General features: G+C 71.1%; 16 protein-coding genes. 6 read left to right on the top strand and 10 right to left on the bottom strand.

Annotated features, from left to right (window positions below):
* Positions 1-88: 88 nt before the first annotated feature.
* The 5 genes from R0146_RS10175 to R0146_RS10155 form a co-directional block, all read right to left on the bottom strand.
* On the bottom strand, positions 89-895 hold the full coding sequence (locus tag R0146_RS10175; RefSeq protein WP_317689291.1) for a hypothetical protein: 807 nt from the start codon (positions 893-895) through the stop codon (positions 89-91).
* A gap of 88 nt (positions 896-983) precedes the next feature.
* Positions 984-3,287 carry a hydantoinase B/oxoprolinase family protein gene (locus tag R0146_RS10170; RefSeq protein ID WP_317689288.1) on the bottom strand — a complete coding sequence of 768 codons (2,304 nt, stop codon included), beginning with the start codon at positions 3,285-3,287 and terminating at the stop codon, positions 984-986.
* Positions 3,288-3,446: 159 nt separating this feature from the next.
* The gene (locus R0146_RS10165) at positions 3,447-5,576 is read right to left on the bottom strand and encodes a hydantoinase/oxoprolinase family protein (RefSeq protein ID WP_317689286.1); all 2,130 of its coding nucleotides are present in this window, start codon (positions 5,574-5,576) and stop codon (positions 3,447-3,449) included.
* A gap of 36 nt (positions 5,577-5,612) precedes the next feature.
* A complete protein-coding gene (locus tag R0146_RS10160) occupies positions 5,613-6,041 on the bottom strand; it encodes an acetone carboxylase subunit gamma (protein WP_317689284.1) in 429 nt (142 codons plus the stop codon).
* Between the two features lie 50 nt (positions 6,042-6,091).
* Entirely contained in the window at positions 6,092-8,008 is a 1,917-nt protein-coding gene (locus R0146_RS10155; RefSeq protein ID WP_317689282.1) for a hydantoinase/oxoprolinase family protein, read from the bottom strand.
* Between the two features lie 206 nt (positions 8,009-8,214).
* On the opposite strand from R0146_RS10155, the gene R0146_RS10150 reads away from it, so the two are divergent.
* Complete coding sequence (locus R0146_RS10150) at positions 8,215-10,155, top strand: sigma-54-dependent Fis family transcriptional regulator (RefSeq protein WP_317689279.1); 1,941 nt, start codon at positions 8,215-8,217, stop codon at positions 10,153-10,155.
* 104 nt (positions 10,156-10,259) lie between these two features.
* Positions 10,260-11,444, top strand: a complete 1,185-nt coding sequence (locus R0146_RS10145) for a thiolase domain-containing protein (RefSeq protein WP_317689277.1) — start codon at positions 10,260-10,262, stop codon at positions 11,442-11,444.
* Positions 11,445-11,536: 92 nt separating this feature from the next.
* Here the strand turns inward: R0146_RS10145 and R0146_RS10140 are convergent, their stop codons facing one another.
* Positions 11,537-12,466 carry a methylenetetrahydrofolate reductase gene (locus tag R0146_RS10140; RefSeq protein ID WP_317689275.1) on the bottom strand — a complete coding sequence of 310 codons (930 nt, stop codon included), beginning with the start codon at positions 12,464-12,466 and terminating at the stop codon, positions 11,537-11,539.
* Between the two features lie 51 nt (positions 12,467-12,517).
* On the opposite strand from R0146_RS10140, the gene R0146_RS10135 reads away from it, so the two are divergent.
* The 3 genes from R0146_RS10135 to R0146_RS10125 all read left to right on the top strand — a co-directional run bounded on the left by R0146_RS10135 (position 12,518) and on the right by R0146_RS10125 (position 17,360).
* Positions 12,518-13,627: a polyprenyl synthetase family protein gene (locus R0146_RS10135; protein ID WP_317689272.1), complete on the top strand. Its 1,110-nt coding sequence runs from the start codon at positions 12,518-12,520 to the stop codon at positions 13,625-13,627.
* A 165-nt stretch (positions 13,628-13,792) separates the two neighbouring features.
* Positions 13,793-16,093 (top strand): Stk1 family PASTA domain-containing Ser/Thr kinase, encoded by a 2,301-nt coding sequence (locus tag R0146_RS10130; protein ID WP_317689269.1) that lies wholly within the window; start codon positions 13,793-13,795, stop codon positions 16,091-16,093.
* Positions 16,094-16,367: 274 nt separating this feature from the next.
* Positions 16,368-17,360 carry a cutinase family protein gene (locus R0146_RS10125; protein ID WP_317689267.1) on the top strand — a complete coding sequence of 331 codons (993 nt, stop codon included), beginning with the start codon at positions 16,368-16,370 and terminating at the stop codon, positions 17,358-17,360.
* On the opposite strand, the gene R0146_RS10120 is transcribed toward R0146_RS10125, so the two are convergent.
* The 3 genes from R0146_RS10120 to R0146_RS10110 form a co-directional block, all read right to left on the bottom strand.
* On the bottom strand, positions 17,313-18,077 hold the full coding sequence (locus tag R0146_RS10120; RefSeq protein ID WP_317689265.1) for an arsenate reductase/protein-tyrosine-phosphatase family protein: 765 nt from the start codon (positions 18,075-18,077) through the stop codon (positions 17,313-17,315). The two genes, R0146_RS10125 and R0146_RS10120, sit on opposite strands and share 48 nt — an antisense overlap.
* 27 nt (positions 18,078-18,104) lie before the next feature.
* Positions 18,105-19,454: a class II 3-deoxy-7-phosphoheptulonate synthase gene (locus tag R0146_RS10115; protein ID WP_317692375.1), complete on the bottom strand. Its 1,350-nt coding sequence runs from the start codon at positions 19,452-19,454 to the stop codon at positions 18,105-18,107.
* A 168-nt stretch (positions 19,455-19,622) separates the two neighbouring features.
* Entirely contained in the window at positions 19,623-20,390 is a 768-nt protein-coding gene (locus tag R0146_RS10110) for a lysophospholipid acyltransferase family protein (protein ID WP_317692374.1), read from the bottom strand.
* 151 nt (positions 20,391-20,541) lie between these two features.
* Here R0146_RS10110 and R0146_RS10105 point away from each other — a divergent pair, with 151 nt between their 5' ends.
* A complete protein-coding gene (locus tag R0146_RS10105; protein WP_317689263.1) occupies positions 20,542-21,441 on the top strand; it encodes an alpha/beta hydrolase in 900 nt (299 codons plus the stop codon).
* A 55-nt stretch (positions 21,442-21,496) separates the two neighbouring features.
* On the opposite strand, the gene R0146_RS10100 is transcribed toward R0146_RS10105, so the two are convergent.
* On the bottom strand, positions 21,497-22,468 hold the full coding sequence (locus tag R0146_RS10100; protein WP_317689261.1) for an ROK family glucokinase: 972 nt from the start codon (positions 22,466-22,468) through the stop codon (positions 21,497-21,499).
* Positions 22,469-22,477 lie beyond the last annotated feature (9 nt).

Raw genomic sequence — 22,477 nt, 5'->3', positions numbered from 1 at the left:
TTCCTTTCTGGTTCGTTCAGGGTCGTACGGCCCTCGATCGTCCTGGGGGGCGTACGGCCTGGGGGGCGTACGGCCCCCGATCTGGGGATCAGGACAGCCGGGCGAGGCGGTCGAGCACCTGTTCGGGCACGGCGGATGCCGGGATCGGGGCGACCAGCGCGTCCGCCTCGGGCACCTCGTCGGCACCGGTCCAGAACGCCTCGGTGAGCACGGCGACCCGTGCCTCGGTCTCGGCGAGCTCGAGGCCCCGGTCGGTCCGCAGGGCGATCGACCAGCCGAAGTGGCCGGCGACGTTCGTCACGGAGGCGTACGCGGCGAGCGACTCCGGCTCCACGGCTCCGGGCACGTCGTCCTCGGCCCGGGCGTCGAGGACGACCAGGGCCACCGGCAGCTCGCCGAGGTGGCCGAGCCATTCGGCGAGATAGACCGAGGCGGCGTCGGCGCGCTCCTCATCGACCCCTTCCAGCGGCGTGCCTGCCACCTGGTGCGCCCAGAGCAGCCAGCGCGCCGGCGAGGGCAGGGACAGGACGAGCGGACGATGGCTGGTCGCCGCGATCGTCCGCAGGGTGTCGACGAGGAGTCCGGTGCCGGGCTGGTCGCCGAGCAGCGTACGCAGCGCGACGCCGGGCCGGGAGCGGGCGCCCATCGCGGCGACCACCTCGGGCTGTTCGGCGCAGCGCGCGCGGTAGAGGGCGGCGATGTCGACCCACACGGCGTCCGGGTCGAGCAGGCCGGTGACCTGGGCGAGGTGGCTCACCAGGGCGGGAGCGTCCGTCCACGGGACGGCGGCGCCCTGGCGGAGGACCGCCGTCGCGTAGGCGTCATGGTCGATCAGGAGTGGCCGCCGGCGGCCACGGGGTCGCTCCGCGATGAGCGACTGCAAGGAGCTGGTCACGTTGTCCTCCCGGGAGGGTGCGGTGGGGCGATGGTGGGGGCCCGACCGGTGCCGCGGCCGCTGGGGACCGACGGCACCGGTCAGCGGGTCAGACGAGGCGGTGCACCTTCTCGCCGTGCCTGGTCTCCAGCTCGGCGAGGCGCTGCTCGAGCTGGGCGATCTTCACCTCGCGGCGGTCCGGGACCATCACCGGCGGGAGCTCGCCGAGCGGGGCGGTGACCCGCTCGGGGCCGTCGATCCCGAAGATGGTCGCGGTGATCGCGGTGTGGTCCGGCCCCCAGGAGCCGTAGTACGCCAGGTCGGCCGGCGGCTCGTCGGTGACGAAGTCCGCCACGAACTCGTCGTACGGCCGGCCGCGGCGCAGCCGGGCCCGACGGGCCTCCGCCCGGGCCTCCCGGGTGCCGTCCACGTCGAGACGGAGGGTGGCCGGGTCGTAGCGCACCACGAAGATGTCCTCGGCGACCTTCCGGCTGATCCGGGCGAGTTCCAGATCCTTGATCACGGCGTGCGGGTCACGCTCCAACGGATCGCCGTAGCCGCCGCCCGCCCCCTGGGCGATCATGTAGAGCTCGCCGTCCTTGGCCAGGTCGAACTGCAGGCCCATGTGGTAGGTGGAGTAGCGGCCCTCGGGGAACGGGCGCTCGTTCATCACCTTCGACATCGACAGGTCGAACTTCGTGTTGTCCTGGCGGATGTGCTCGTAGACGTTGGTCCCCTTCACCATCGCGAGCGGGTACGTCCCGCAGCCGTAGCCGCCGTACATGCCGTAGATGGAGGAGAACTTCGCGCCGGAGGTGACCGTCATGAAGCCCCACTGCGGGGTGCCCTCGGCGGCCACGATCATCTCGTAGCCCATCCCACCGGTGAACTTGCCGAAGCCCATGTTGTCGCGGACCAGGCGCTTGGACACCAGCTGCATGAACGGCACCTCCTCCTCCATCACCTCCTGCTCGGCGGTGTCGGCCATCGCGCAGAACAGCGGGGAGACGGCGTCCTCGCCGTCGCGGAACGGCTTGGCGCCGCCCGGCATGCCGTTGAGGTCGGCGCACAGGTTGCCGACGACGTCGCCGTGCTGCGTGATGCCACCCCACAGGAAGGTGTTGATCTGGTTGAACCAGTTCGCCACCACGTTGCTGTATTTGTGCGGGGTGGAGAAGGACATTCGGCTGTAGAGCGCCTGGAGGGCGGAGAAGCCGCGGAAGGACGCCTGCAGCGACTGGCCCATCGGAGCGTCGTACGACGCGTCGGCCCAGCTGCCCTCGTCCGAGACGATGTCGATGCAGCTCATCGCCGAGGTGCAGCGCGGCAGGTCGGGCCACCAGAACGCGAGGATCGCCTGCATCATCATCGACTTCACCGAGCACAGCGGGGAGTTGATGGCACGGTTGAGGATCTCCGGGCCGGTGCCGCGCAGGTCGACCGTCATGTGGTCGCCCTTGACGGTGATCTCGCAGGCGAACTTGATCAGGATGTTCTCCTTGAGGGTGGAGTCCATGAACTGGTCCATCCGGTACGTGCCGTCGGGCAGCTCCGCGATCCGCCGGCGCACCTCGACGTCCACGTCCTCGACGGTGATCCGCAGCGCGGCGATGAAGGCGTCCACGCCCACTTCGTCGATCAGCCGGTCGATCCGGTCGATGATCTTGCGGACCGCGGTCATCTTGACCTTGAGGTCGGCGAGCTGCAGCTTCGGATCGCGCACCGAGTGCTGCAGGAAGGTGAGCAGGTCGCGCCGCAGGTGTCCCTGCTCGACGATCTTGAACGGGCTCATCCGCAGCCCGTCGTCGAACGGTGTCTCGGAGCCGGACGGCATGCCGCCCGGCTCGCAGGCGCCGTTCTCCCCCTCGTGGATGGTGGCGGCCACCCAGGCGATCAGTTCACCGTCGCGGAACACCGGCATGATCATCGACTGGTCGGTGTTGTGGACATTGCCGAACCGGGCGTCGTTGTGGATGAAGCCGTCGCCGGGGTGGATGCCGACGGTCGGCTCGTCCTTCCAGTACTTCATGATGTAGCGGATCGGGTGGTGCAGGATCGCGCTGAAGGCGATGACGCCGTGGCAGGAGAGGTAGGAGACGTCGCCCTGGGCGGTGTAGATCGCGGTGGTGAGGTCGCCCCATTTCGCGCCGGGCGCCGCCCCTTGGGCCTCACACATCTCGTAGCCCTCGTCGAGGGCTCCGGCGATCCGCTTGCGGATCCGTTCGACCACCAGGCGGTCGACGCCGGCGGCGACGGCCTCGTCCTCGCGGGGTGTCCGGTCGGCGATGCTGTGACTGCGCATGATCTCGGGATCCGGTCCCAGGAACAGGGTCGTCTCGTCCATGAACTCGTCCACCCACTGCTGCTCCTGCGCAGTGAGGACGGTGGTCGGAGTGTCGTCGGTGATGGTCATCAAGACTCCTTTGTTTTGATGCACGCGATGTGATGCACACGGTTCTGATGCAGATGCAGATGCAGATGCACGCGGTTCTGATGCACACGGGTGACGTACGCGGTGGTGGCGTACGCGGTGCCGGCGCACCTGCGCTGCGACGGTCGGTGGAGGTGGCGGTCAGTCCTGGAGGAACCAGACCGCGCCCTGGCGGGTCGGCTCGAGGCGCCAGCCCGGCTCCACCAGGAAGGTGGTGTTCTGGGTGGTGACGATCGCCGGTCCCGGGATGACGTGCTCCGGGGTGAGCGCACTGTCGTCGTAGACGGCCGTGTCGATGTGGCCGTCGATGCCGATGAAGACAACGTCTCGTCGGGACACCGGCTCGGGCACCGTCCGCGGGCCGCCCGCGTCGAGCGAGTCGAAACGGACGACGTCGCCAGCGACGTACGACGCGACCCGGATGGTGTTGCAGCGGATCCCGGCCTCCGGGGCGGCGCTGCTCGCCCCGAACCGGTGGCTGTAGACGTCGCCGAACTTCTTGATGATGTGCAGCACGTCACCGACGCCACGGACCCGGTCGATGTCCTCGACGGTGACGGCCTGGGTGAGCAGCTGGTTGCCATAGCGCATGTCCAGTTCCAGGCGGTAGCGCACGTCCTCGGGGGCGAACCCCTGGCGGACGAGGTCCTCCCGGCCGAGGGCCTCCAGGTCCTCCACCACGGCGTTGAACTCGGCGTAGTCGTCGTAGAGGCCGCGGGTGGTCGCGTTGTAGAAGGTCACGTGGACGCCGCGCTCGTGGAAGTGCAGCTGCTTCATGTTGCCGGCGCCGCAGGCGGAGAACACCGAGGAGAAGGGCGGCGCCAGCACGCGGGAGATGCCGGCGTGCCGGGCGATGCCGCAGGCGTGCAGCGGCCCGTTGCCGCCGTACGCCAGCATGGTGAAGTCCTCCGGCAGGTAGCCCCGGACCCGCAGTTCCTTGCCGATGCCGATGGCCATCTGCTCGTCGACCCCGTCCTTGATCGACCGGGCGACGTCGAGGACGTCGAGGTCGAGCGGATCGCAGAGCGCCTCCTCCATGGCGAACCGGGCACGGCGCGGGTTGAGCTTGATGTAGCCGTTCGCGTAGTTGTCCGGGTCGAGGTAGCCGAGCAGCAGGTCGGCGTCGGTGACGGTGGGCCGCAGGCCGCCGCGGTCGTAGCAGGCCGGGCCCGGGTTGGAGCCGGCCGACTCGGGGCCGATCTTGATCGAGTGGTGGATCCGGTCATAGCTGGCGATCGAGCCGCCGCCGGCGCCGAGGGTGTCCAGGTGGACCATCGGCACCGACACGAGCCACCGGTCGATGGTCGGCAGGAAGTCGTAGTGCTTCACCCCGCCCTCCGGCACCAGGCCGATGTCGAACGAGGTGCCGCCCATGTCGGTGGAGATGACGTGGCCCAGCCCGGTCTCGGCGCTGAGGTGTTCGGCAGCGCCCACCCCGGCGATCGGGCCGGAGTGGATGGTCTGCAGGGCGTCGGTCGAGTTCATCTGCGCCATCCCACCGGAGTTGTGGATGACCAGCATCGGCTTGTCGTAGCCGGAGCCACGCAGGTTGTTCGACAGCTGCGACAGGGCGTGGAACATGATCTCGTGCAGGAACCCGTCGATGATCGTCGACGTGGACCGTACGTACTCGCCCTTGCGGCCCGAGACCTGGTGGCCGAGCAGGATCGGGATGGCGCCGAGCTCGTGGGCCGGGAACTCGTCGAGGAAGATCTCCTGGACGGCCAGTTCGTGCGCCGGGTTCTCGGTGGCGTTGACCAGGGACACGACGATCGCCTCGGCGCCGGCGTCGACCAGCTCGCGCAGCACCGTCCGCACGTCCTCGGGGTCGAGGCGGGCGACGATCCGGCCGGCGGAGTCGACCCGTTCCTTCACCGAGCGGATCAGCCGGCGCGGCACGATCGGTTCGGGCCGCTCGGCGGCCGGGAGGTTCTGCTGCAGGGCCTGGTCCAGGCCCTCGCCGTAGCCTCGGCCGCGGGACAACGGGATGGTGTCCTCGAAACCGTGGGTGACGATCGCTGCCACCTTCGGTCCCTTGCGCTCGATCAGCGCGTTCGTGCCCAGCGTGGTGGCGTAGCGGACGGAGTCGACGCCGCTGAGGACGGTGGACCGGTCGAGCCCGGCGCGCGAGCAGGCGAGGTCGAGTGCCTCGTTGAAGCCGAGGGCGAGGTTGTGGTGGGTGGTCAGGGCCTTGGCCTCGACGTACTGCTGATCCCAGACGAAGAAGCAGTCGGTGAACGTGCCGCCGATGTCGACGGAGATACGCTTCATGGGGTCTCCTTGGAGTGATGGTGGTCTGCGGGCCGTTCAGTGAAGGTGACCCAGCGACTGCGGCACCGGGGTCCTGCGCTCGGCATCGTCACCGGGGCCGTAGTTGTGAACGGCTTCGGCGTCCACGCCGCGGATCTCCCACTGACCGCGCAGCGCGTCGACGTCGATGAGCATGTCGACGGTCGGCGGGTGGCCCGGCGGCAGGTATTCGGCCTCGATCTGGGTGCCGCAGCCGGGGCAGTAGTACTCGAGGATCCGGCAGAACGCCGGGTCCGGCGAGAAGGTGTACTCGTAGCGGTCCGGATCGATGATCGGCTGGTGGATCTCCCGCGGATCGCGGTCGTAGACGAGGGTGCCGCGCTTGTAGTCGCCTCGCGCGTCGCCGATGTCATGGGAGCACACGCGGCACACCCACCGTTCGGTGTCGAGGTCGATGACGAGGTACTCGGTCATGGGCACTCGCATGGTCTGGTCCTTTCTGGTCGGATGATCGGGCTCTGGTGGATCGGGCTCGCTCAGCGGGCGTCGCGGAGCAGCAGGTCGCCGGCGGCGGTGACCCGGAAGTCCCAGCCGGGCAGCACGCGGGCGGTGAAGAAGGGGCCCTCGACGATCGCCGGGCCAGCCCCGGAGTCGCCCGGCCGCAGGTCGTCAAGGACGTGCACCGGCACGGTGTCGACCTGGTCGGCGGCCGAGCGGACCTGCCGGGTGTCGTGGGCCGCCGCGGTCCGGGCGTCGACCGCCCGGTCGTCCGGCAGCACCGGGTGCGGCAGCGGTGCCGCGGCGGTGAGACGCAGGGACACCTGGCGTCCGGCGGCGTCGATCGGGTCTCCCGGGTGGTAGTCGCGCGACTCGACGAGGGTGCCGTCCGGCTCCTCGATCGTCAGGGTCCACGTACGTCGGCAGTCCTCCAGGGCGTATCCCTCCTGGAACATGTCCCGCTCGGCGCGCGCCACGAGATCGTCGTGGGCGGCGTGGACCGCCTCGGTCGTCGGGACCGGGACGCCGACCTCGTACGACTTCCCGATGTCGGAGAAGGAGATGCCGAAGGCGGAGAACACCGCGGCCGTACGGGGGATGAGCACGTCGCGGACGCCGGCGATCCGCGCGGCGCCGGCGGCACTCATCGGTCCGGCACCGCCGAAGGCGGCGAGCGTCGTCTCCGGGGTGACGACGTGGGCGAAGCTGTCCGCCAGCGCCGCGAAGTAGGCCTGCTCCATCCGGATCAGGGCGTCCTCGAGCGGGATGCCCAACGGCGCGGCGATGGTCTCGGTGATGACCGCGCGGGATCGCTCCGGATCCAGGCGGAAGGTGCCGTCCATGTACGTGTCGGGGTCGAGCACGCCGAGCAACAGGTTGACATCGGTGATGGTCGCCTGCCGCCCGCCGAAACCGAAGCAGGCCGGGCCGGGGGTGGCGCCGACCGACCGCGGGCCGACGGTGATCACCCCGTCGCGGACGGCGATCACCGAGGAGCCACCGACGCCCTTGGAGTGCACGTTGCTCATCGGGTAGGAGATCGGCACCCCCTTGACGGTGCCCCGCTCGTCGGGTGCCACCCGACCGCCCTGCACCACACCGACGTCGGTGGTGGTGCCACCGATGTCCATCATCACGGTGTGTGCCAGCCGGTAGACCCGGGCCAGCGCCGCGGTGCCCTCGAGACCACCCCGCGGCCCCGAGGAGTAGGTCTTCAGCGCCACCGCCTTCGCCACCCGGGACGAGGCCCCGTCGTTGCGGTAGACGAGTAGCGGATTGACCACCCGGTAGGACCGCAGTCGGCGTTCGGCGCCGTACAGGAACCGCTCCATGGTGGGGTGCAGGAAGGAGTTGATCACGCACGACCACACCCGGCGGGCGTCGTTGCGGTCGCCGGCGAGGTCCCAACTATAGAGCAGCGGCACCGAGCCGAGCAGGTGGCGGGGGAACCTGCGCAGCAGCACGTGGCGCAGCCGGTGCTCCTCCTCCTGGCTGTGTCCCGCGACCACCACCCGCCCGGCACCCAAGGTGGTGAGCCGGGTGACCAGGCGGACGGCCTCGCGGTCGGCCTCCTCCGCGCTGCCCGCGTCGAGATCGATCCGGGCGTGCCGGTCGCCGACGAGCCCGGTGAACAGCTCGCGTTCCGGGTCGCTCCCCCGCATCAGGTCGGCCAGTCCCGGCATCGTGGTGAGGATGCCGATCATCGGTCCCTGGCGCTCCACCAGGGCATTCGTCCCCTGGGTGGTCGAGTAGCGGAGGTGTTGGGTGCCGTGCAGCAGTCGCTCCAGATCGGCCTCACCGTAGAGCGCCGCAGAGACCTTCTCCAGGCCGGTGAACAGGCAGTCCGAGAGGTCCTGCGGTGTGGTCAGGGTCTTGGTGAAGGTGAACGCGTCACCGTCCCACGCGCAGATGTCGGTGAGCGTTCCGCCGTTGTCGATGTTGATCAGGGTGTCCATGCCCTCTCCTCGGGTCAGGTGTGTGGTCGGCACGCGACGCCCTCTGGGCGGACCGGCGTCGGTGACGGTGCTCTCCAGCGTGATGGGGTTCACACCTGGCGCCATGTCCCAAGTTGGGACACCGTTCCGACTGGTCTGGCGACCCTCAGGCAGCGACCATGGTTGTGCCGCACGTCACAGTGCGGGCTCGTCACAAGGAGGTGACAATGCCGGATGCTGACCACCGGCTGCGCCGCATCGCGTCGGCGCGGGTCGAGTTCCTCGAGCGGGGTGAGCCCGCCGACCCGGGGGTGCCCGAGTTGCTCGCCGCGTCCTGGCAGCGCAGCCGGGCCGCCGGAGTGGACGCCGCACGCTGGGACGCGCCGTTCGCGCCGGACTTCGACCCGGGCTGCCGGCTGGCCCGCTGCGCCGAGCCGGTGCTCACCCAGTTGCACGACGACACCGCCGACGTCGACGTGGTGATCGCCCTGACCGACCGCAACGCCCGGATCATCCAGCGCCGCGATTCCTCCCACCGGGTGGGCCGGATGCTCGACCGGGTCGACTTCCTGCCGGGCTTCGCGTACGCCGAGGACTCGGTCGGCACGAACGGCGTCGGCACCGTGATCGAGTCGGGACAGCCGGTGTCGATCGTCGGTCCGGAGCACTACTCCGAGCAGCTCCAGGCGTTCGCCTGCACCGGGTCGCCGATCATCGATCCGCTGACCGGCCGGGTCGAGGGGATCCTCGACCTGTCCACCCTGGCCGGCTCCTGGAGCCCGCTGATGCACACACTGGTGAAGTCCGCCGCCAAGGACATCAGCCGCAACCTGCTGCTCGACCGCAGCCAGGCCCAGCAGGCGCTGTTCGAGACGTACGTCCGGGCGGACGCCCGGGCCACCCGGCAGGCGGTGTTCGCCTTCGGCGAGTCGACGTCCATGCTGAACGCGGCGGCCGAGGGGCTGTTCTCCGGCGAGGAACAGCGGGCGATCCGCCGCCACGCCTCCTTCGTGATGACTCGTCGCGACCGCGCCAGCGACACGATCGAGCTGTCGTCCGGGCGACGGATCCGGCTGCGCGGCACCCGCATCCTGGCCGGCGGCCAGACCGCCGGTCTGGTCGTCATCGTCGAGGTGCTCGATCCGGCGATCCCCCGCCCGAGCGAGCCGACGTCCCCGGGTGGCCTCGACAGCAGCCCGGTGTCGACCGTCGGCGACGCGCGCGCCGGTGGCGACGGCGCCCCCGGCGGCGAGGCATTCACCATCGAACGCCTGCCCGATGTGGCGGTCGCGGCACCCGATCCGCGCGCCCGGAAGCTCGTCGACGACCTGCGCCGACCGTACGTCCCGATCGTCGACGGCCGGGCCCCGGCCTGGCGGCGGGCCGGCGAACAGCTGCGCGCCGCGCTGGCGAACGGGGAGCCGACGATCGTGCTCGGCGAGACCGGGTCCGGCAAGTTCACCCTGGTCGCCGAGGTCTTCCACGCGACGCATCCCAGCGGCCGGAGCATGACCATCGATCCGGCCCAGCTGGACGACGCGGCACCGGTCGACGTTGACCTCGACACGCTGCCGACCAGTCACCAGCCGACACTGTGCATCGTCCCCAACATCGACCAGGCCACCCCCGCGGGGGTCGCGGTGCTCGACCGGCTGCTCCCGGTGCTGGCCGGCACCGGCGGACGGGTCAGCGTGGCGGTGACGCTCTCGGACGCCCGGCTCGACGCCGACCTGCCGTTCCGGGCGCTGCTCGACCACTTCACCACCGCGGTGACCGTGCCGCCGTTGCGGAGTCGGCCGGAGGACCTCGACACCATCGTCACCCGACTGCTCAGCCAGCTCGCACCGAACCGTCGGGTGCGCCTGTCACCGCAGGCGCACCGTACGATCGCCCGCTACGCCTGGCCGCGCAACGTCACCCAGCTGCGCGAAGCACTGGAGCACGCCCTGACCCACCGGCCGGTCGGCGAGATCCGCGCCGAGGACCTGCCGAGCTACTGCCACACCAGCAAGGACCGCCCGCTGACGCCGCTCGAGACCGCCGAGCGCGACGCGATCACCGCCGCGCTCCACGCGTCCCGCGGGAACCGGCAGGCCGCCGCCCACCAGCTCGGGGTGTCGCGGTCCAGCCTCTACCGGAAACTCCACCGGTACGGCATCACGCTCTGACGCCGATCCCTGTCCGGCCGTCCTCCGGCCGTTCCCGCCGACGTCCCGACCATTCCAGGCCGCCCCGATCATCCCGACCCGATCATCCCGACCCGAGGAGCACCATGCCCGCATCGACCACCCTGCCGGTCCGCATCGGCATCGTCGGCACCGCCCACACCCCGTTCGGCAAGCTGACCGATGAGACCGTCGACAGCCTCGTCGGCGAGGTGACCGTGGCGGCGATCGCCGATGCGGGCCTCGAACCGGAGGAGATCGACGAGGTGTACGTCTCCCAGTTCAACAGCGGCCTCACCCCGTTCGCCTTTCCGTCCTCGCTGCCGATCAGTCGCGAGCCCCGGCTGTGGGGCAAGCCGATGACCCGGGTGGAGAACGCCTGTGCTTCCGGCTCGGCCGCTGTGCACCAGGCCGTCCGGGCCATTCTCTCCGGCCTCGCCGACACCGTGCTGGTGATCGGGGTGGAGAAGATGACCCACGCCGACCGCCCGACGGTGGCCCGCGCGCTGCTCGGCGCGGACCTGCTCCGGGCCGGCACCGACTCGCCGACCGGGTTCGCCGGCAGCTTCGCCGAGGTGGCCACGGCGTACGCACAGCGCTACCACGCGGAGGACTGGCTCGGCGACGTCCTCGCCCGGATCGCCGCGAAGAACCACCGCAACGGCTGCGCCAACCCGTACGCACAGCTGCGCAAGGACCTCGGCTACGAGTTCTGCCGTACGGTGTCGGACCGCAACCCGATCGTCGCCGGGCCGCTGCGCCGCACCGATTGCTCGCTGGTCAGCGACGGGGCGGCCGCCCTCGTCCTGCGCCGGGACCCAGCCCGTCCGCTGGCCACCATCGTCGGTATCGGCCACGCCAACGACGCCCTGGAGACCGACCGGCGCGACCTGACCGACTTCGCCGGCGGCCGCCGGGCCGTCGCCGGCGCGCTGGCGATGGCCGGCATCTCCCTCGACGATCTCGACCTCGCCGAGGTGCACGACTGTTTCACCATCGCCGAGCTCGTCGCCTACGAGATGCTCGGGCTCACGGCGCCCGGACAGGGGCGGCGCGCGATCGAGGAGGGCTGGGTGGAGCCCGACGGTCGGCTGCCGGTCAACGTGTCCGGCGGGCTGAAGGCCAAGGGACATCCGGTCGGCGCGACGGGTGTCTCCCAGCACGTGCTGGTGGCCCGACAACTGGCCGGTACCGCCGGGGCGATGCAGCTGCCGCAGCCGCACCTCGGCCTGGTGCACAACATGGGAGGGCTGGCGGTCGCCAACCATGTGACCGTGCTGGCAGGTGTCTGACCCGGGGCCCTTGGCTCGGGGGCCTGCCCCGGGGCGGACCGGTCGCCGGCCCGATCGGCCCGATCGGGCCCGGCGTGCGCCGCCGGGACCGCTCAGGCCCCGGGAACGCCCTGCTTCAGCCGGGAGAAGATCTCCCGGGTCGCCCGGGACCGGTTCAGCGTGAAGTAGTGCAGCCCCGGCGCACCGCCGGCCAACAGCCGCTCACACAGCTCGACACCGATGTCCACCCCGACCCGACGGACCGCGTCGGGGTCGTCCCCGACGGCCCGCAGCCGCGCGACGATCCGGTCCGGCAGCGCCGCGCCGGAGAGCTCGGCGAAACGCTCGATCTGGCCCAGATTGGTCACCGGCTGGATGCCCGGGATGATCGGCAGGTCGCAGCCCAGGGCGCGGACCCGGTCGACCAGCTCGAAGTAGCGGTCCGGCTCGAAGAAGAGCTGGGTGATCGCGAACGACGCCCCGGCCTCCTGCTTCTCGACCAGGATCCGGGCGTCCAGCGCCGCATCGCGCCGGTCGGGATGCAGGTCGGGGAACGCCGCCACGCCGATCACCGCGGCCGGGTTGCGCCGACGGATCAGCCGGACGAGTTCGGTGGCATTGTCCAGCCCGTGCGGGTGGCGCACCCAGGGCGCACTCGGTCCGCCGGGCATGTCGCCGCGGATCGCCAGGATGTGGTCGATCCCCGCCTCGGCGTACTTGTCGATCACCTCGGCGAGTTCGTCGATCGGCTGGCTGACGCAGGTCAGGTGTCCCATCACCTGCATCACGTGGGCCTCGGGGTCGCGGGCCAGCCGCTCGTTCATCAGCTGGGCCAACCGGGCGGTGATGGTGACGGTCATGTCGCGGCGCGAGCCGTTGGCACCGTACGTGACGGAGACGAAGTCGGGCTCGAGGGCGTCGAGCTCGCGCAGGGACTGCCACAGCATCGCGTCGCCCTCGAGCGTCTTCGGCGGGAAGAACTCGAAGGAATGCAGCGTACGGTCACCAGCGCGCAGCATCTCGTCGATCGTCCGGGGCTCCATGGCGCACACCATAATGTGGCCGTTTCCGGGCCGACGTCCTAGGCTCAGTCCGTGGTCAACCGACTCGATCCCGCCCAGCCGCTCGCCGCGCCGTTCCGTCAGGACGTGCAGGACGCCCTCACCGGCTTCCTCACCGAGCAGCGACAGGTGTTGGCCGCGATCGGGACCGAGCTGGACCCGATGACCTCCCTCGCCGAGGTGTTCACCGGCGGCGGCAAGCGGCTGCGCCCGGCGTTCGCCGTGTGGGGCTACGTGGCGGCGGCCGGGCGACCGGACGACGAGGCGTACGCCGCCCTGGTCCGGGCCGCAGCGAGCCTGGAGCTGCTGCACGTGTCTGCGCTGATGCACGACGACGTGATGGACAACTCCGACACCCGCCGTGGCGTGCCCGCCGCGCACCTGCAGTTCGCCGATCTGCACGATGCTCACGACTGGGCCGGCTCGGGCGAGCAGTTCGGCCGGGCAGGGGCGATCCTTCTAGGCGACCTGCTGGTGATGTGGTCCGACGAGATGGTGCACGCGGCCGGCCTGTCCCCCGAGTCGCTGCAGCGCGGGCTGCCGTATCTCACCGCGATGCGCACCGAGGTGACCTGCGGGCAGTTCCTCGACGTGGTGGCCCAGGCCCAGCATCTGCGCCCCGACCGGCTGCAGGACAATATCGAGCAGGTCCGCCGGGTGGTCGAGTACAAGTCGGCCCGCTACTCGGTGCGCCGACCGGTCCAATTCGGTGCCGCGCTCGGCGGGGCCGACGACGCCGCCCAGGAAGCGCTGGCCGCGTACGGCTCCCCGCTGGGCCGGGCCTTCCAGTACCGCGACGACCTGCTCGGCGTGTTCGGCGACGAGGGCGTGATCGGCAAGCCGTCCGGCGGCGACCTGCGCGAGGGCAAGCACACCCTGCTGCTCGCGTACGCCCTGGCCGGCTCCCGCGACGCCGGCCGCAACCGGCTGCTCAGCCTGGTCGGCTCCCCCGACCTCAGCGAGGAGGGCATCGCCGAGGCGCGCGAGATCATCGTCGCCAGCGGCGCCCGGGACAAGGTCGAGTCCGACATCGAGTCGCATCTGGACCGTGCCCTCACCGCTCTGGAGGCTGCACCGATCGGCGACGAGGGTCGTACGGCGCTCATCGGCCTGGCCCACGCCGCGGTCCGCCGCAGCCTCTGACGCGCCGCCGGACAGGCGTTCCCCGAGCTGACGGAGAGCCGACGCCTGAGTGAACCCTGTGAGTTTTCCCCGTGTCGTTACCCGGGAGACTCTCGACCCCACCTCTAGACTCTTGAGTCGAGGCTGACACGGCCCCTTCCCCTTTCGACCGTGTTAGGAGCAGACGTGACCCATTCGAGCACTGTCGTCGACCCCCTGATCGGCCGGGCACTGGACGATCGCTACGAGATCGTCGCGCGCCTTGCGCGCGGCGGCATGGCCACCGTCTACCGTGCGGAGGATCGGCGGCTCGACCGTACGGTCGCGGTGAAGGTGATGCACGAGGATCTGGGTGACGACCAGGACTTCGCCAGGAACTTCGATCGCGAGGCCCGGGCGGCCGCGCGCCTGTCGCACCCCAACATAGTCTCTGTTTTCGATCAGGGCAACGATTTCGGCCGCCCGTACATCGTGATGGAGCTGGTGGAGGGCTCGACGCTGCGCCGGCTGGTCAGCCGTGATGCTCCGCTGACCCCGACCCGCTCGCTGGACCTGATCGACCCGATCCTGTCGGCGCTTGCCGCCGCCCACGATTCCGGTCTGATCCACCGCGACATGAAGCCGGAGAACGTCCTGATCTCGCGCCGCGGGCTGCTGAAGGTCGCCGACTTCGGCCTCGCGCGGGCCGTGACGGCCCAGTCGGCCGCCGCCACCCAAGGTCTGCTGGTCGGCACCGTCTCCTACCTGCCGCCGGAACTGGTCGAGCACGGCTACGCCGACACCCGCTCCGACGTCTACTCGGCCGGCATCATGCTCTTCGAGATGCTGACCGGCAAGAAGCCGCACACCGGGGACACGCCGATCCAGGTGGCGTACGCCCACGTCCACCGCGACGTCCCGAAGCCGTCGGATTGGGTCGACACCGACTGGCGCCGGTCCCCCGACGGCATCCCGCCCTACCTGGACGCCCTGGTCCGCGCCGCCACCGCGCGCGACCCCGACCGCCGGCCGCGCGACGCCCGGGCCTTCCTCGACGGGGTGCGGCGCGCCCGCAAGGCCCTGTCGTCGGGGATCATGCACGACCCGCACCTCACCACCCTGCTCTCGGATCCGAACTCCCTCGACGACACCGAGCCGGTCGACATCGAGTACACGCCGACCCGGCGGGCCCTGGCTGCACTGGCGGCCGCCCACGCGGTCGCGGCGGCGGCCGAACCGACCGCGGCCTCGGCCGCGCCCGCGGTGGATGGCCCGGCACCGGCCGAGACGCCGGAGGTCGACCTGACCGTACGGCGCACCACCGCGTCCGGCACCACCCCGACCACTGCTGCCGTCCCGACCACTCCTGCTGCCCCAACCACTGCTGCCCCGACCACCGCAGCCCCGACCACCGCAGCATCGACCACCGCAGCATCGACCACCTCGGTCCGGACCGCCGTCCCGACCAGGACCACCACGACCACCGCGCCCAGGACCGCCGCCTCGGCCGCTCCCCGGACCGGGACCCGTACGGCGGAGCCTTCTGGGCCCGACCGCCCGGCGATGGACGACACCCGATGGGCCGATTCGGGGGCGTACGAGATCGCCCGCGAGACACGTCGCCGCCGCGCCCGGCGCCTGACGTCGATGGCCCTCACCCTGGCGACCGCCGTCGCCCTCGTCGTCGGCGTGTGGTGGCTCGCCGCCGGCCGCTACGTGGCCACTCCCGCGGTGGCAAGCCTCACCCAGCCGGAGGCGGAGGCCGCCGCCGAAGCGGCCGGGCTGACCTTCGCGACCACCGAGGAGTTCTCCGAGACAGTGCCGGCGGGTCGGGTGATCGGGACCGTCCCCGCCCAGGGTGAGAACATCGCCAGGGGCGGCACCCTCACCGCCGTGCTGTCCAAGGGGCCGGAACGCTACGAGGTGCCCGCCGTGGTCGGCAAGGACATCGCCACCGCCCAGGACGCACTGCGCGCCGCCCACCTGACCGTCGGCCGGGTGACCGAGGCCTGGAGCGAGGACACCGCCCAGGGCCTGGTGACCTCCGCCTCGGCACAGCCCGGCACCTCGGTCGGGCCCGACACGACCATCGACCTGACCGTCTCCAAGGGCCGCGAGCCGATCACGATCACCACCTGGTACAACCGGGACGCCAAGGACGCCGTGGCGACGCTGGCGGGCAAGGGCCTGCGGGTGGTCACTCGGGAGGACTTCTCCGACCAGGTGGCGGCCGGCAAGGTGATGGGCCAGACGCCGTCCGACGGCACGCTGTACCGCGGTGACACCGTGGCGCTGACCATCTCCAAGGGGGCTCCGGAGGCGCCGGTTCCGGACGTCAAGGGGATGTCGACCCAGCAGGCCCAGAACGCGCTGGCGCAGGCCGGGTTCCAGTCCACCACCCAGCCGGTCGACGTCAACTACCTCGGTCTGGGCTACGTCGCCCGCACGTCCTCCGATCCCGGCGCGATGATCGCGAAGGGGAGCGTCATCACCCTCTTCCTGGTCTGATCCCCTCTTCCTGACCTGATCCCCTCTTCCTGACCTGACACCGCCTCCCGGCGTGCCACCGCCATGGTGATTCACGTCACATCCCGGTGCCGAGCCCGCGCGGGCCGGGCACCGACCGCGGTCGACCGACAGCCTTTCCTGAGTCTCTCCTGTGCCACCGGCCGGTGACGATTCGTTGTTCGGCGATCTGCCCCCGTACTCTGATCACAGACGTTCACCAGGGCACCGGGGCCTCGCCCCGGGCACACGCCCGCGCCGACCACAGGAACACTGCGTGCGCCTCCCCCGCTTCATCCGCTTCACCCCCCTCGCCGACGTGCGCCGTCCCGATCGGTCCGCCGCCCTCGAGCGGAAGTCCCTCAGGCGTCGTCGGCGTCGCCGCGTGGCGGCCGGGCTCGGCGCAGGTCTCGCGCTCTACGGTGCGGTCGTCGCATTGCCTGCGGATGCGGCGACGCGGACGGCTCCGGCCCCCGAGATGACCACTGTCATCCCGTGCCAGGACGTGATGTTCATCGGCGTACGAGGCTCCGGCGAGACGCCGGAGTCGAGCCTCTACGGGATGGGCCCCGAGTCGGCCCTGGCGTGGCAGCAGTACCGGCTGGAGATCCCGGGCCACGCCGCCTCGGCGATGTCGATCGACTACCCCTCGACCCCGGTCACCACCCTGGCGTCCCCGTACTCCTCGCAGGACTTCTTCCGCAGCATCGACACCGGGGTGACGAAGCTCGAAGCGGTGCTCGCCGAGCGGTCGGCCGGCTGCCCCACCGAGCACTACGTGCTGTCCGGGAAGTCACAGGGTGCGATCGTCACCCATCGGGCAATGGCCGACATGGCCGCCCACCCCGAAGCGTACGGTCCGGGCCTGATGGACCGGATCGACGGAGTCCTGGCGATCGCCGATCCCGACCGTCTCCCCGATGACTCCGGTCACCTCTACGGCACCACTGCCACCGGGCCTGCGCACTACGGCATCTCGTACGCCGCACCGTTCATGGCCGGCAACCGCTTCCGCCCGACGACCTCGGACGTGGACACCTTCTGGGACCATCCGGATCGGTGGCACACGGTCTGCAACACCGGTGACTCGGTGTGCGACTTCACCGTGTCCAGCGCGTCGCCGTCGAACATGCTGCACGGCTTCGACGTCCACATGAACAGCTACCTGACCGACCCGACCAGCGTGCGGGCAGCGGCGACCGACGTCGCCGCCCAGACGCGGTCACGGACGATGGCGCCGGAACAGGCCGCGAAGCCCGCCCTGGCCTGAATCCGACCGCTCCGCCACGGGTTCCCGGGGCATCTCCGGCCGCGGCCGCGCCGCGGGCCCTTCTCCCGAGGGCGCAGTCATCGAGTCCGGCTCGACCTCGATCGCTCTCCTCGGGGCCGTCCCCGGCACGCCCGTCCCGCCGGGGCCGCTGTCCCGGCGCAGCACGGCCGCGATGGCGGCGACGGCCGCACCGATCCGGTCGTACGCCAGGTCGTAGACCTCCGGCGCCGCCCGGAACGGATCGGGGACGTCGTATTCCGCCGGCGCGTCGAACCGTACGGTGCCTCGCAGCCGGGCCGCCTCCGCGGTGAATTCGGCCAGTCGGTCCGACGTCCGGACCGTGTAGAAGGTCCGACCGTCCGCCCACCGGGCGAGGATCGCGGCGTACTCGGTGAGGGTGAACGTACGTCCCAACGCCTGCGGCACCTCGGTCACCACGTCGGCCCGGTGGTCGCGAGTCATCGCGAGGATCAGGTCCGCCTCCTGGATCATCGCCGCGGTGAGGCGACGGGCCCGGAAGCCCGCGGTGTCGACCACCCCACCGGTGCGCAGACGATCCACCATCGGCGGATCCACCGGCGCGTCGACCAGCGCCGCGACGCCGGCGCTGGCCACCTCGACCCCCGGGCCGAGTGCGTGGCGCAGCAGGAACTCGGCGACCGGGGACCGGCAGACGTTGCCGGTGCAGACGGTGAGGATCCGGAACGGTGCGGCCATCCGCTGTCCCTCCTGACCGACCACGACTCAGAACGTCTTCGGGGTGTACTCCTGGACCGGGTTGGCCCGCTTGATCCGCCCCTCGGTCAGCCGCTGCGCGACGGTGAAGGCCAGTTCGAGCGACTGGTTGCGGTTGAGCCGCGGATCGCAGAGGGTCTCGTAGCGCTCGCCCAGGTCGTCCTCGCCGAGTTCGTCGACACCGCCGACGCACTCGGTGACGTCGTCACCGGTGAGCTCGATGTGGATGCCGCCCGGCCAGGTGCCGCACTGCTCGTGCACGCCGAAGAACCCGTCGACCTCGTCCGCGACGTCGGAGAACGCGCGGGTCTTCACGCCGTTGTCGGTGGTGAAGGTGTTGCCGTGCATCGGGTCGCACATCCAGACCGGCTGGCGTCCCGACGCCATCACCTCCTCGATCACCGGCGGCAGCACGGTGCGGACCTTGTCGGCCCCCATCCGGGTGATCAGGGTGAGCCGGCCGGGCTCACGGTCCGGGTCGATCTTGTCCGCCAGGGCCAGTGCGTCCGCCGCCGAGGTGCTGGGGCCCAGCTTGATGCCGATCGGGTTGCGCAGGTGCCGGAGGAACTCGACGTGGGCGCCGTCGAGCTGGCGGGTGCGCTCGCCGATCCAGATGAAGTGGCCGGACACGTCGTACGGCGTGTGCGTACGCGAGTCGATTCGGGTCATCGCGTGCTCGTAGTCGAGCAGCAGCGCCTCGTGGGAGGAGAAGAAGTCGACGGTGTGCATCGCCTCGGCGTCCATGCCGCAGGAGACCATGAACGCCAGCGCGCGGTCGATCTCGCCGACCAGCTCGGTGTAACGCTCGTTCACCGGGGCGGACCGGACGAAGTCGGCGTTCCAGGAGTGGGCCGTCCGCAGGTCGGCGAAACCACCGGTCAGCAGGGCACGGGCCAGGTTCATCGTCGCCGAGGACGAGTTGTACGTCTCCAGCAGTCGCTTCGGGTCATGCCGACGGGACTCCGCGGTGAAGTCGAAGCCGTTCACCGCGTCGCCGCGGTAGGCGGGCAGGGTGACGCCCGCGCGGGTCTCGGTGTCCTTGGAGCGCGGCTTCGCGTACTGCCCGGCGATCCGGCCGATCTTGACGATCGGGACCTGGGCGGCGTACGTCATCACGACAGCCATTGACAGCAGCGTACGCAGCTTGTTCTGGATGTTGGCCGCGGTGACTCCGGCGAACGTCTCTGCGCAGTCCCCGCCCTGCAGGACGAATCCCTCGCCGCGGGCGACGGCGGCGAGCTTGGACCGCAGGTCGTCGCACTCCCCGGCAAACACCAGCGGCGGGCGGGTCCGCAGCTGGGCGATGACGTCGGCCAGTTCGGCCTGATCCGCATAGCTCGGCTGCTGGGCAGGGTTCATGGCGTGCAGCTGACCGAGGGAGGGGATTCGTGATGCATCAGACACGCGGACGAGTCTAGGCGGAAACGCCAACGCTCCTCCGTCGTCCCGGGAATCGTGGGCGCCGGACGGGACACCCCGACGACCGGGACGGACCCGCCCTCGGCAGGCGCCGGTGCCGGCGCGGGATCAGCCCTGGGAGGCGGGTCCGGGGACCTCGATCGGCGGCTTGCGGGCGCCGATCCCGGGCCGGGCCTGCACCTTGGCGGCGAGCTGCTCAGGAGTGAAGTTGCCCGACTTCACGCTCGTGCCGTAGACGTCGACGTACTCCTGCCCGGACAGCTCCACGATGGCGGCCATCACCCGATCGGTGATCCAGCGCAGCACCTCGCGGTCGTTGTCGCGTCCGCGATACTCCGAGAAGTCGAGCGGCCGGCCGATCCTGATCCCGGGCTTGCGCATCAGCGGGATGCCGAAGGGGCCTTTGACGAGCTGCGAGTTGATCATCGCGACGGGGATCACCGGGGCACCGGACGCCAGCGCCAGGCGGGCGACGCCGGTCTTGCCCTTGTAGAGCCGGCCGTCGGGCGAGCGGGTGCCCTCCGGGTAGATGCCGAGCAGGTCACCCTGGCCGAGCACCTCCGAGACCTCGGCGAGGCTCTCGGCGCTGGCCCGACCGCCGGAGCGGTCCATCGGGTGCATGCCGACGGCCTTGAGGAACCAGGCGACCACCCGGGACTTGATGTCCTTGCCGTGGAAGGCCTCGGACTTGGCCGGGAAGACCATCCGGCGGCGGATCATCGCCGGCAGCATGACGGTGTCTCCGGCCGAGATGTGGTTGCTCGCCATCAGCGCAGGCCCCACCGCGGGGACGTTCTCCTCGCCCTCGACCCACGGCCGCCACAGCCCGGCGATCGCCGGGCGGAACAGCAGCCGCTTGAAGAGTGAGTACGCCATCTCGGACACGGACACCTCCGGTGGTCAGGGCCGACCCGTGCGTCGCTGCGGCAACGGATCTAGGGACGACTCAGCCTATCCAATCGGACCCCGTCGGCGGTGGTCCGATCGTCGTCCGGCCGGCGTGGGCTGGTCCGGCTACAGTCGGACCATGGTCACCCGCCCAGTCCGGCCGGTCGTCACCGTGGACCCCGATGCGTGGGGCTATCGCCTGCACGCGGTGGACGGAGCCCATCGCGCCGGCAGCTCGTCAGCCGACGCCCCCTCAGCCGACACCCCGGTGCCCGACGCCACGGTGTCCGACGCCACGGCGTCCGGTGCGACGGTGTCGTCCGTACGTCCGGCCCCGGGCGCCCGGGCGGTGCTGCTCTGCCACGGCTTCACCAGCACCCCCGCGTCGCTGCGTCTCTGGGCGGAGGGGCTCGCCGCCCGCGGCTACGACGTCGCGGTGCCGCGTCTGCCCGGCCACGGCACAACCTGGCAAGAGATGGCCCGGACCGTCTGGACCGACTGGTACGACCGCGTGGAGCAGGAGTACGTCCGGCTCGCGACTGACCATGACGTGGTGTTCGTCGGCGGTCTGTCGATGGGTGGGGCACTGGCCGTCCGGTTGGCCGAGCAGCATCCGGAGATCCCGGCCGTCGCCCTGGTCAACCCCTCGTTGGGCACGTCCGACCCGACGTACGTGCTGTTGCCGGTGCTGTCCCGCCTGATCGGCTCGATCGCCGGGATCGCGAGCGACATCAAGAAGCCGGGACGCCGTGAGTTCGCGTACGACCGTACGCCGCTGGCGGCGGCGAACTCACTGCGCGCGCTGTGGCGCGACGTGACCGTGCACCTGGACCGGCTGACCGCACCGACGCTGCTGTTCCGCTCGACCGTCGACCACGTGGTCGACGACACCTCGCTGGGCGTGCTGCGGACCGCACCGTGTGACCTGACCGTCCGGATGCTCGAGGACTCCTACCACGTGGCGACCCTCGACAACGACGCCCCGCAGATCCGGACCGGGACGGCGGCCTTCTTCGACCGGTTCGTCGCCCGGCGCTGAGTGGCGGCTTCCGCTTCCGGTCAGCCGGTCGTACGTACCGACCGGAGGCCGGCGCTCAGCCGGCGCACGCCCCACGCCGTGCCAGGTCCGCGGCGCCGACCAGCCCGGCGTCGTTCCCCAGCCGGGCCGGGAGGATCTCGGCCATCGGCCGGAAACCACGCCCGGTCAGGTGCCGTGCGTACGCCGTGCGGGCCGGGTCGAGCAGCATGTCGCCGGCCTCGCTGACGCCGCCGCCGATCACGAACCGCTCCGGGTCGAGGATCGCGGCCAGGCCGGCCAGGCCACGCCCGAGCCACTCGCCGACCCCGGTGAGGATCTCTGCGCAGGCCGGGTCGCCGTCCAGGGCGGCGGCAGTGACGTGGTATCCGCGGATCGCGGCCGGGTCGCCCCCGACGCGGTCCAGCAGCGGCAGCGCCCGCGGCGAACCGGTCCAAGCCAGGGCGACCGCCTCGCGCCGCAGCGCCTCCCCGGAGCAGTACTGCTCCCAGCAGCCCCGGTTGCCGCACGGGCAGATCTGGCCGTCGGGGACGACGCACAGGTGGCCCCACTCGCCCGCCACACCCCAGCGGCCGCGGTGGACCTCGCCGTCGAGGACGAGTCCGCCGCCGATCCCGGTCCCGAGGGTGATCATCACGAAAGACTCGCTGCTCTGGCCGGCGCCGAACCGGTATTCGCCCCAGGCCGCGGCATTGGCGTCGTTGTCGACCACGACCGGCAGGTCGAGTCGCGCTTCGAGACGATCGGCCAGCGGCTCGTTGCGCCAGGCCAGGTGCGGGGAGAACCGGACCTTCCGACGGGTCTCGTCCACCCAGCCGGCAGCGCCGATCCCGACCGCGCAGGCGGCATGCTCCCCCGCCAGCGCATCGACCAGCTCGACGATCACCTCTTCGACGGCGTCCGCCCGGTCCGTGGGCGTGGGGATCGTACGACGCCCCAGCATCTGTCCGTCGGGAGCCACCGCCGCCGCGGCGACCTTGGATCCGCCGATGTCGATCCCGATGGCCGTCCGCTGGTCCGCAGTGGGCATGTCTGTCTC

Origin of the sequence: Raineyella sp. LH-20 (genome assembly GCF_033110965.1) — a bacterium.
Classification (GTDB): Bacteria; Actinomycetota; Actinomycetes; order Propionibacteriales; family Propionibacteriaceae; genus Raineyella.
This window is presented reverse-complemented; position numbering and strand designations above follow the sequence as displayed.

Excerpts from the sequence above, each read along its gene's own strand:
- R0146_RS10105 (WP_317689263.1), top strand. The coding sequence starts at position 20,542 with ATGGTCACCCGCCCAGTCCGGCCGGTCGTCACCGTGGACCCCGATGCG.
- R0146_RS10120 (WP_317689265.1), bottom strand. The coding sequence starts at position 18,077 with ATGGCCGCACCGTTCCGGATCCTCACCGTCTGCACCGGCAACGTCTGC.
- R0146_RS10160 (WP_317689284.1), bottom strand. The coding sequence starts at position 6,041 with ATGCGAGTGCCCATGACCGAGTACCTCGTCATCGACCTCGACACCGAA.
- R0146_RS10115 (WP_317692375.1), bottom strand. The coding sequence starts at position 19,454 with ATGAACCCTGCCCAGCAGCCGAGCTATGCGGATCAGGCCGAACTGGCC.
- R0146_RS10165 (WP_317689286.1), bottom strand. The coding sequence starts at position 5,576 with ATGAAGCGTATCTCCGTCGACATCGGCGGCACGTTCACCGACTGCTTC.
- R0146_RS10155 (WP_317689282.1), bottom strand. The coding sequence starts at position 8,008 with ATGGACACCCTGATCAACATCGACAACGGCGGAACGCTCACCGACATC.
- R0146_RS10110 (WP_317692374.1), bottom strand. The coding sequence starts at position 20,390 with ATGGCGTACTCACTCTTCAAGCGGCTGCTGTTCCGCCCGGCGATCGCC.
- R0146_RS10145 (WP_317689277.1), top strand. The coding sequence starts at position 10,260 with ATGCCCGCATCGACCACCCTGCCGGTCCGCATCGGCATCGTCGGCACC.
- R0146_RS10100 (WP_317689261.1), bottom strand. The coding sequence starts at position 22,468 with ATGCCCACTGCGGACCAGCGGACGGCCATCGGGATCGACATCGGCGGA.
- R0146_RS10170 (WP_317689288.1), bottom strand. The coding sequence starts at position 3,287 with ATGACCATCACCGACGACACTCCGACCACCGTCCTCACTGCGCAGGAG.
- R0146_RS10150 (WP_317689279.1), top strand. The coding sequence starts at position 8,215 with ATGCCGGATGCTGACCACCGGCTGCGCCGCATCGCGTCGGCGCGGGTC.
- R0146_RS10140 (WP_317689275.1), bottom strand. The coding sequence starts at position 12,466 with ATGGAGCCCCGGACGATCGACGAGATGCTGCGCGCTGGTGACCGTACG.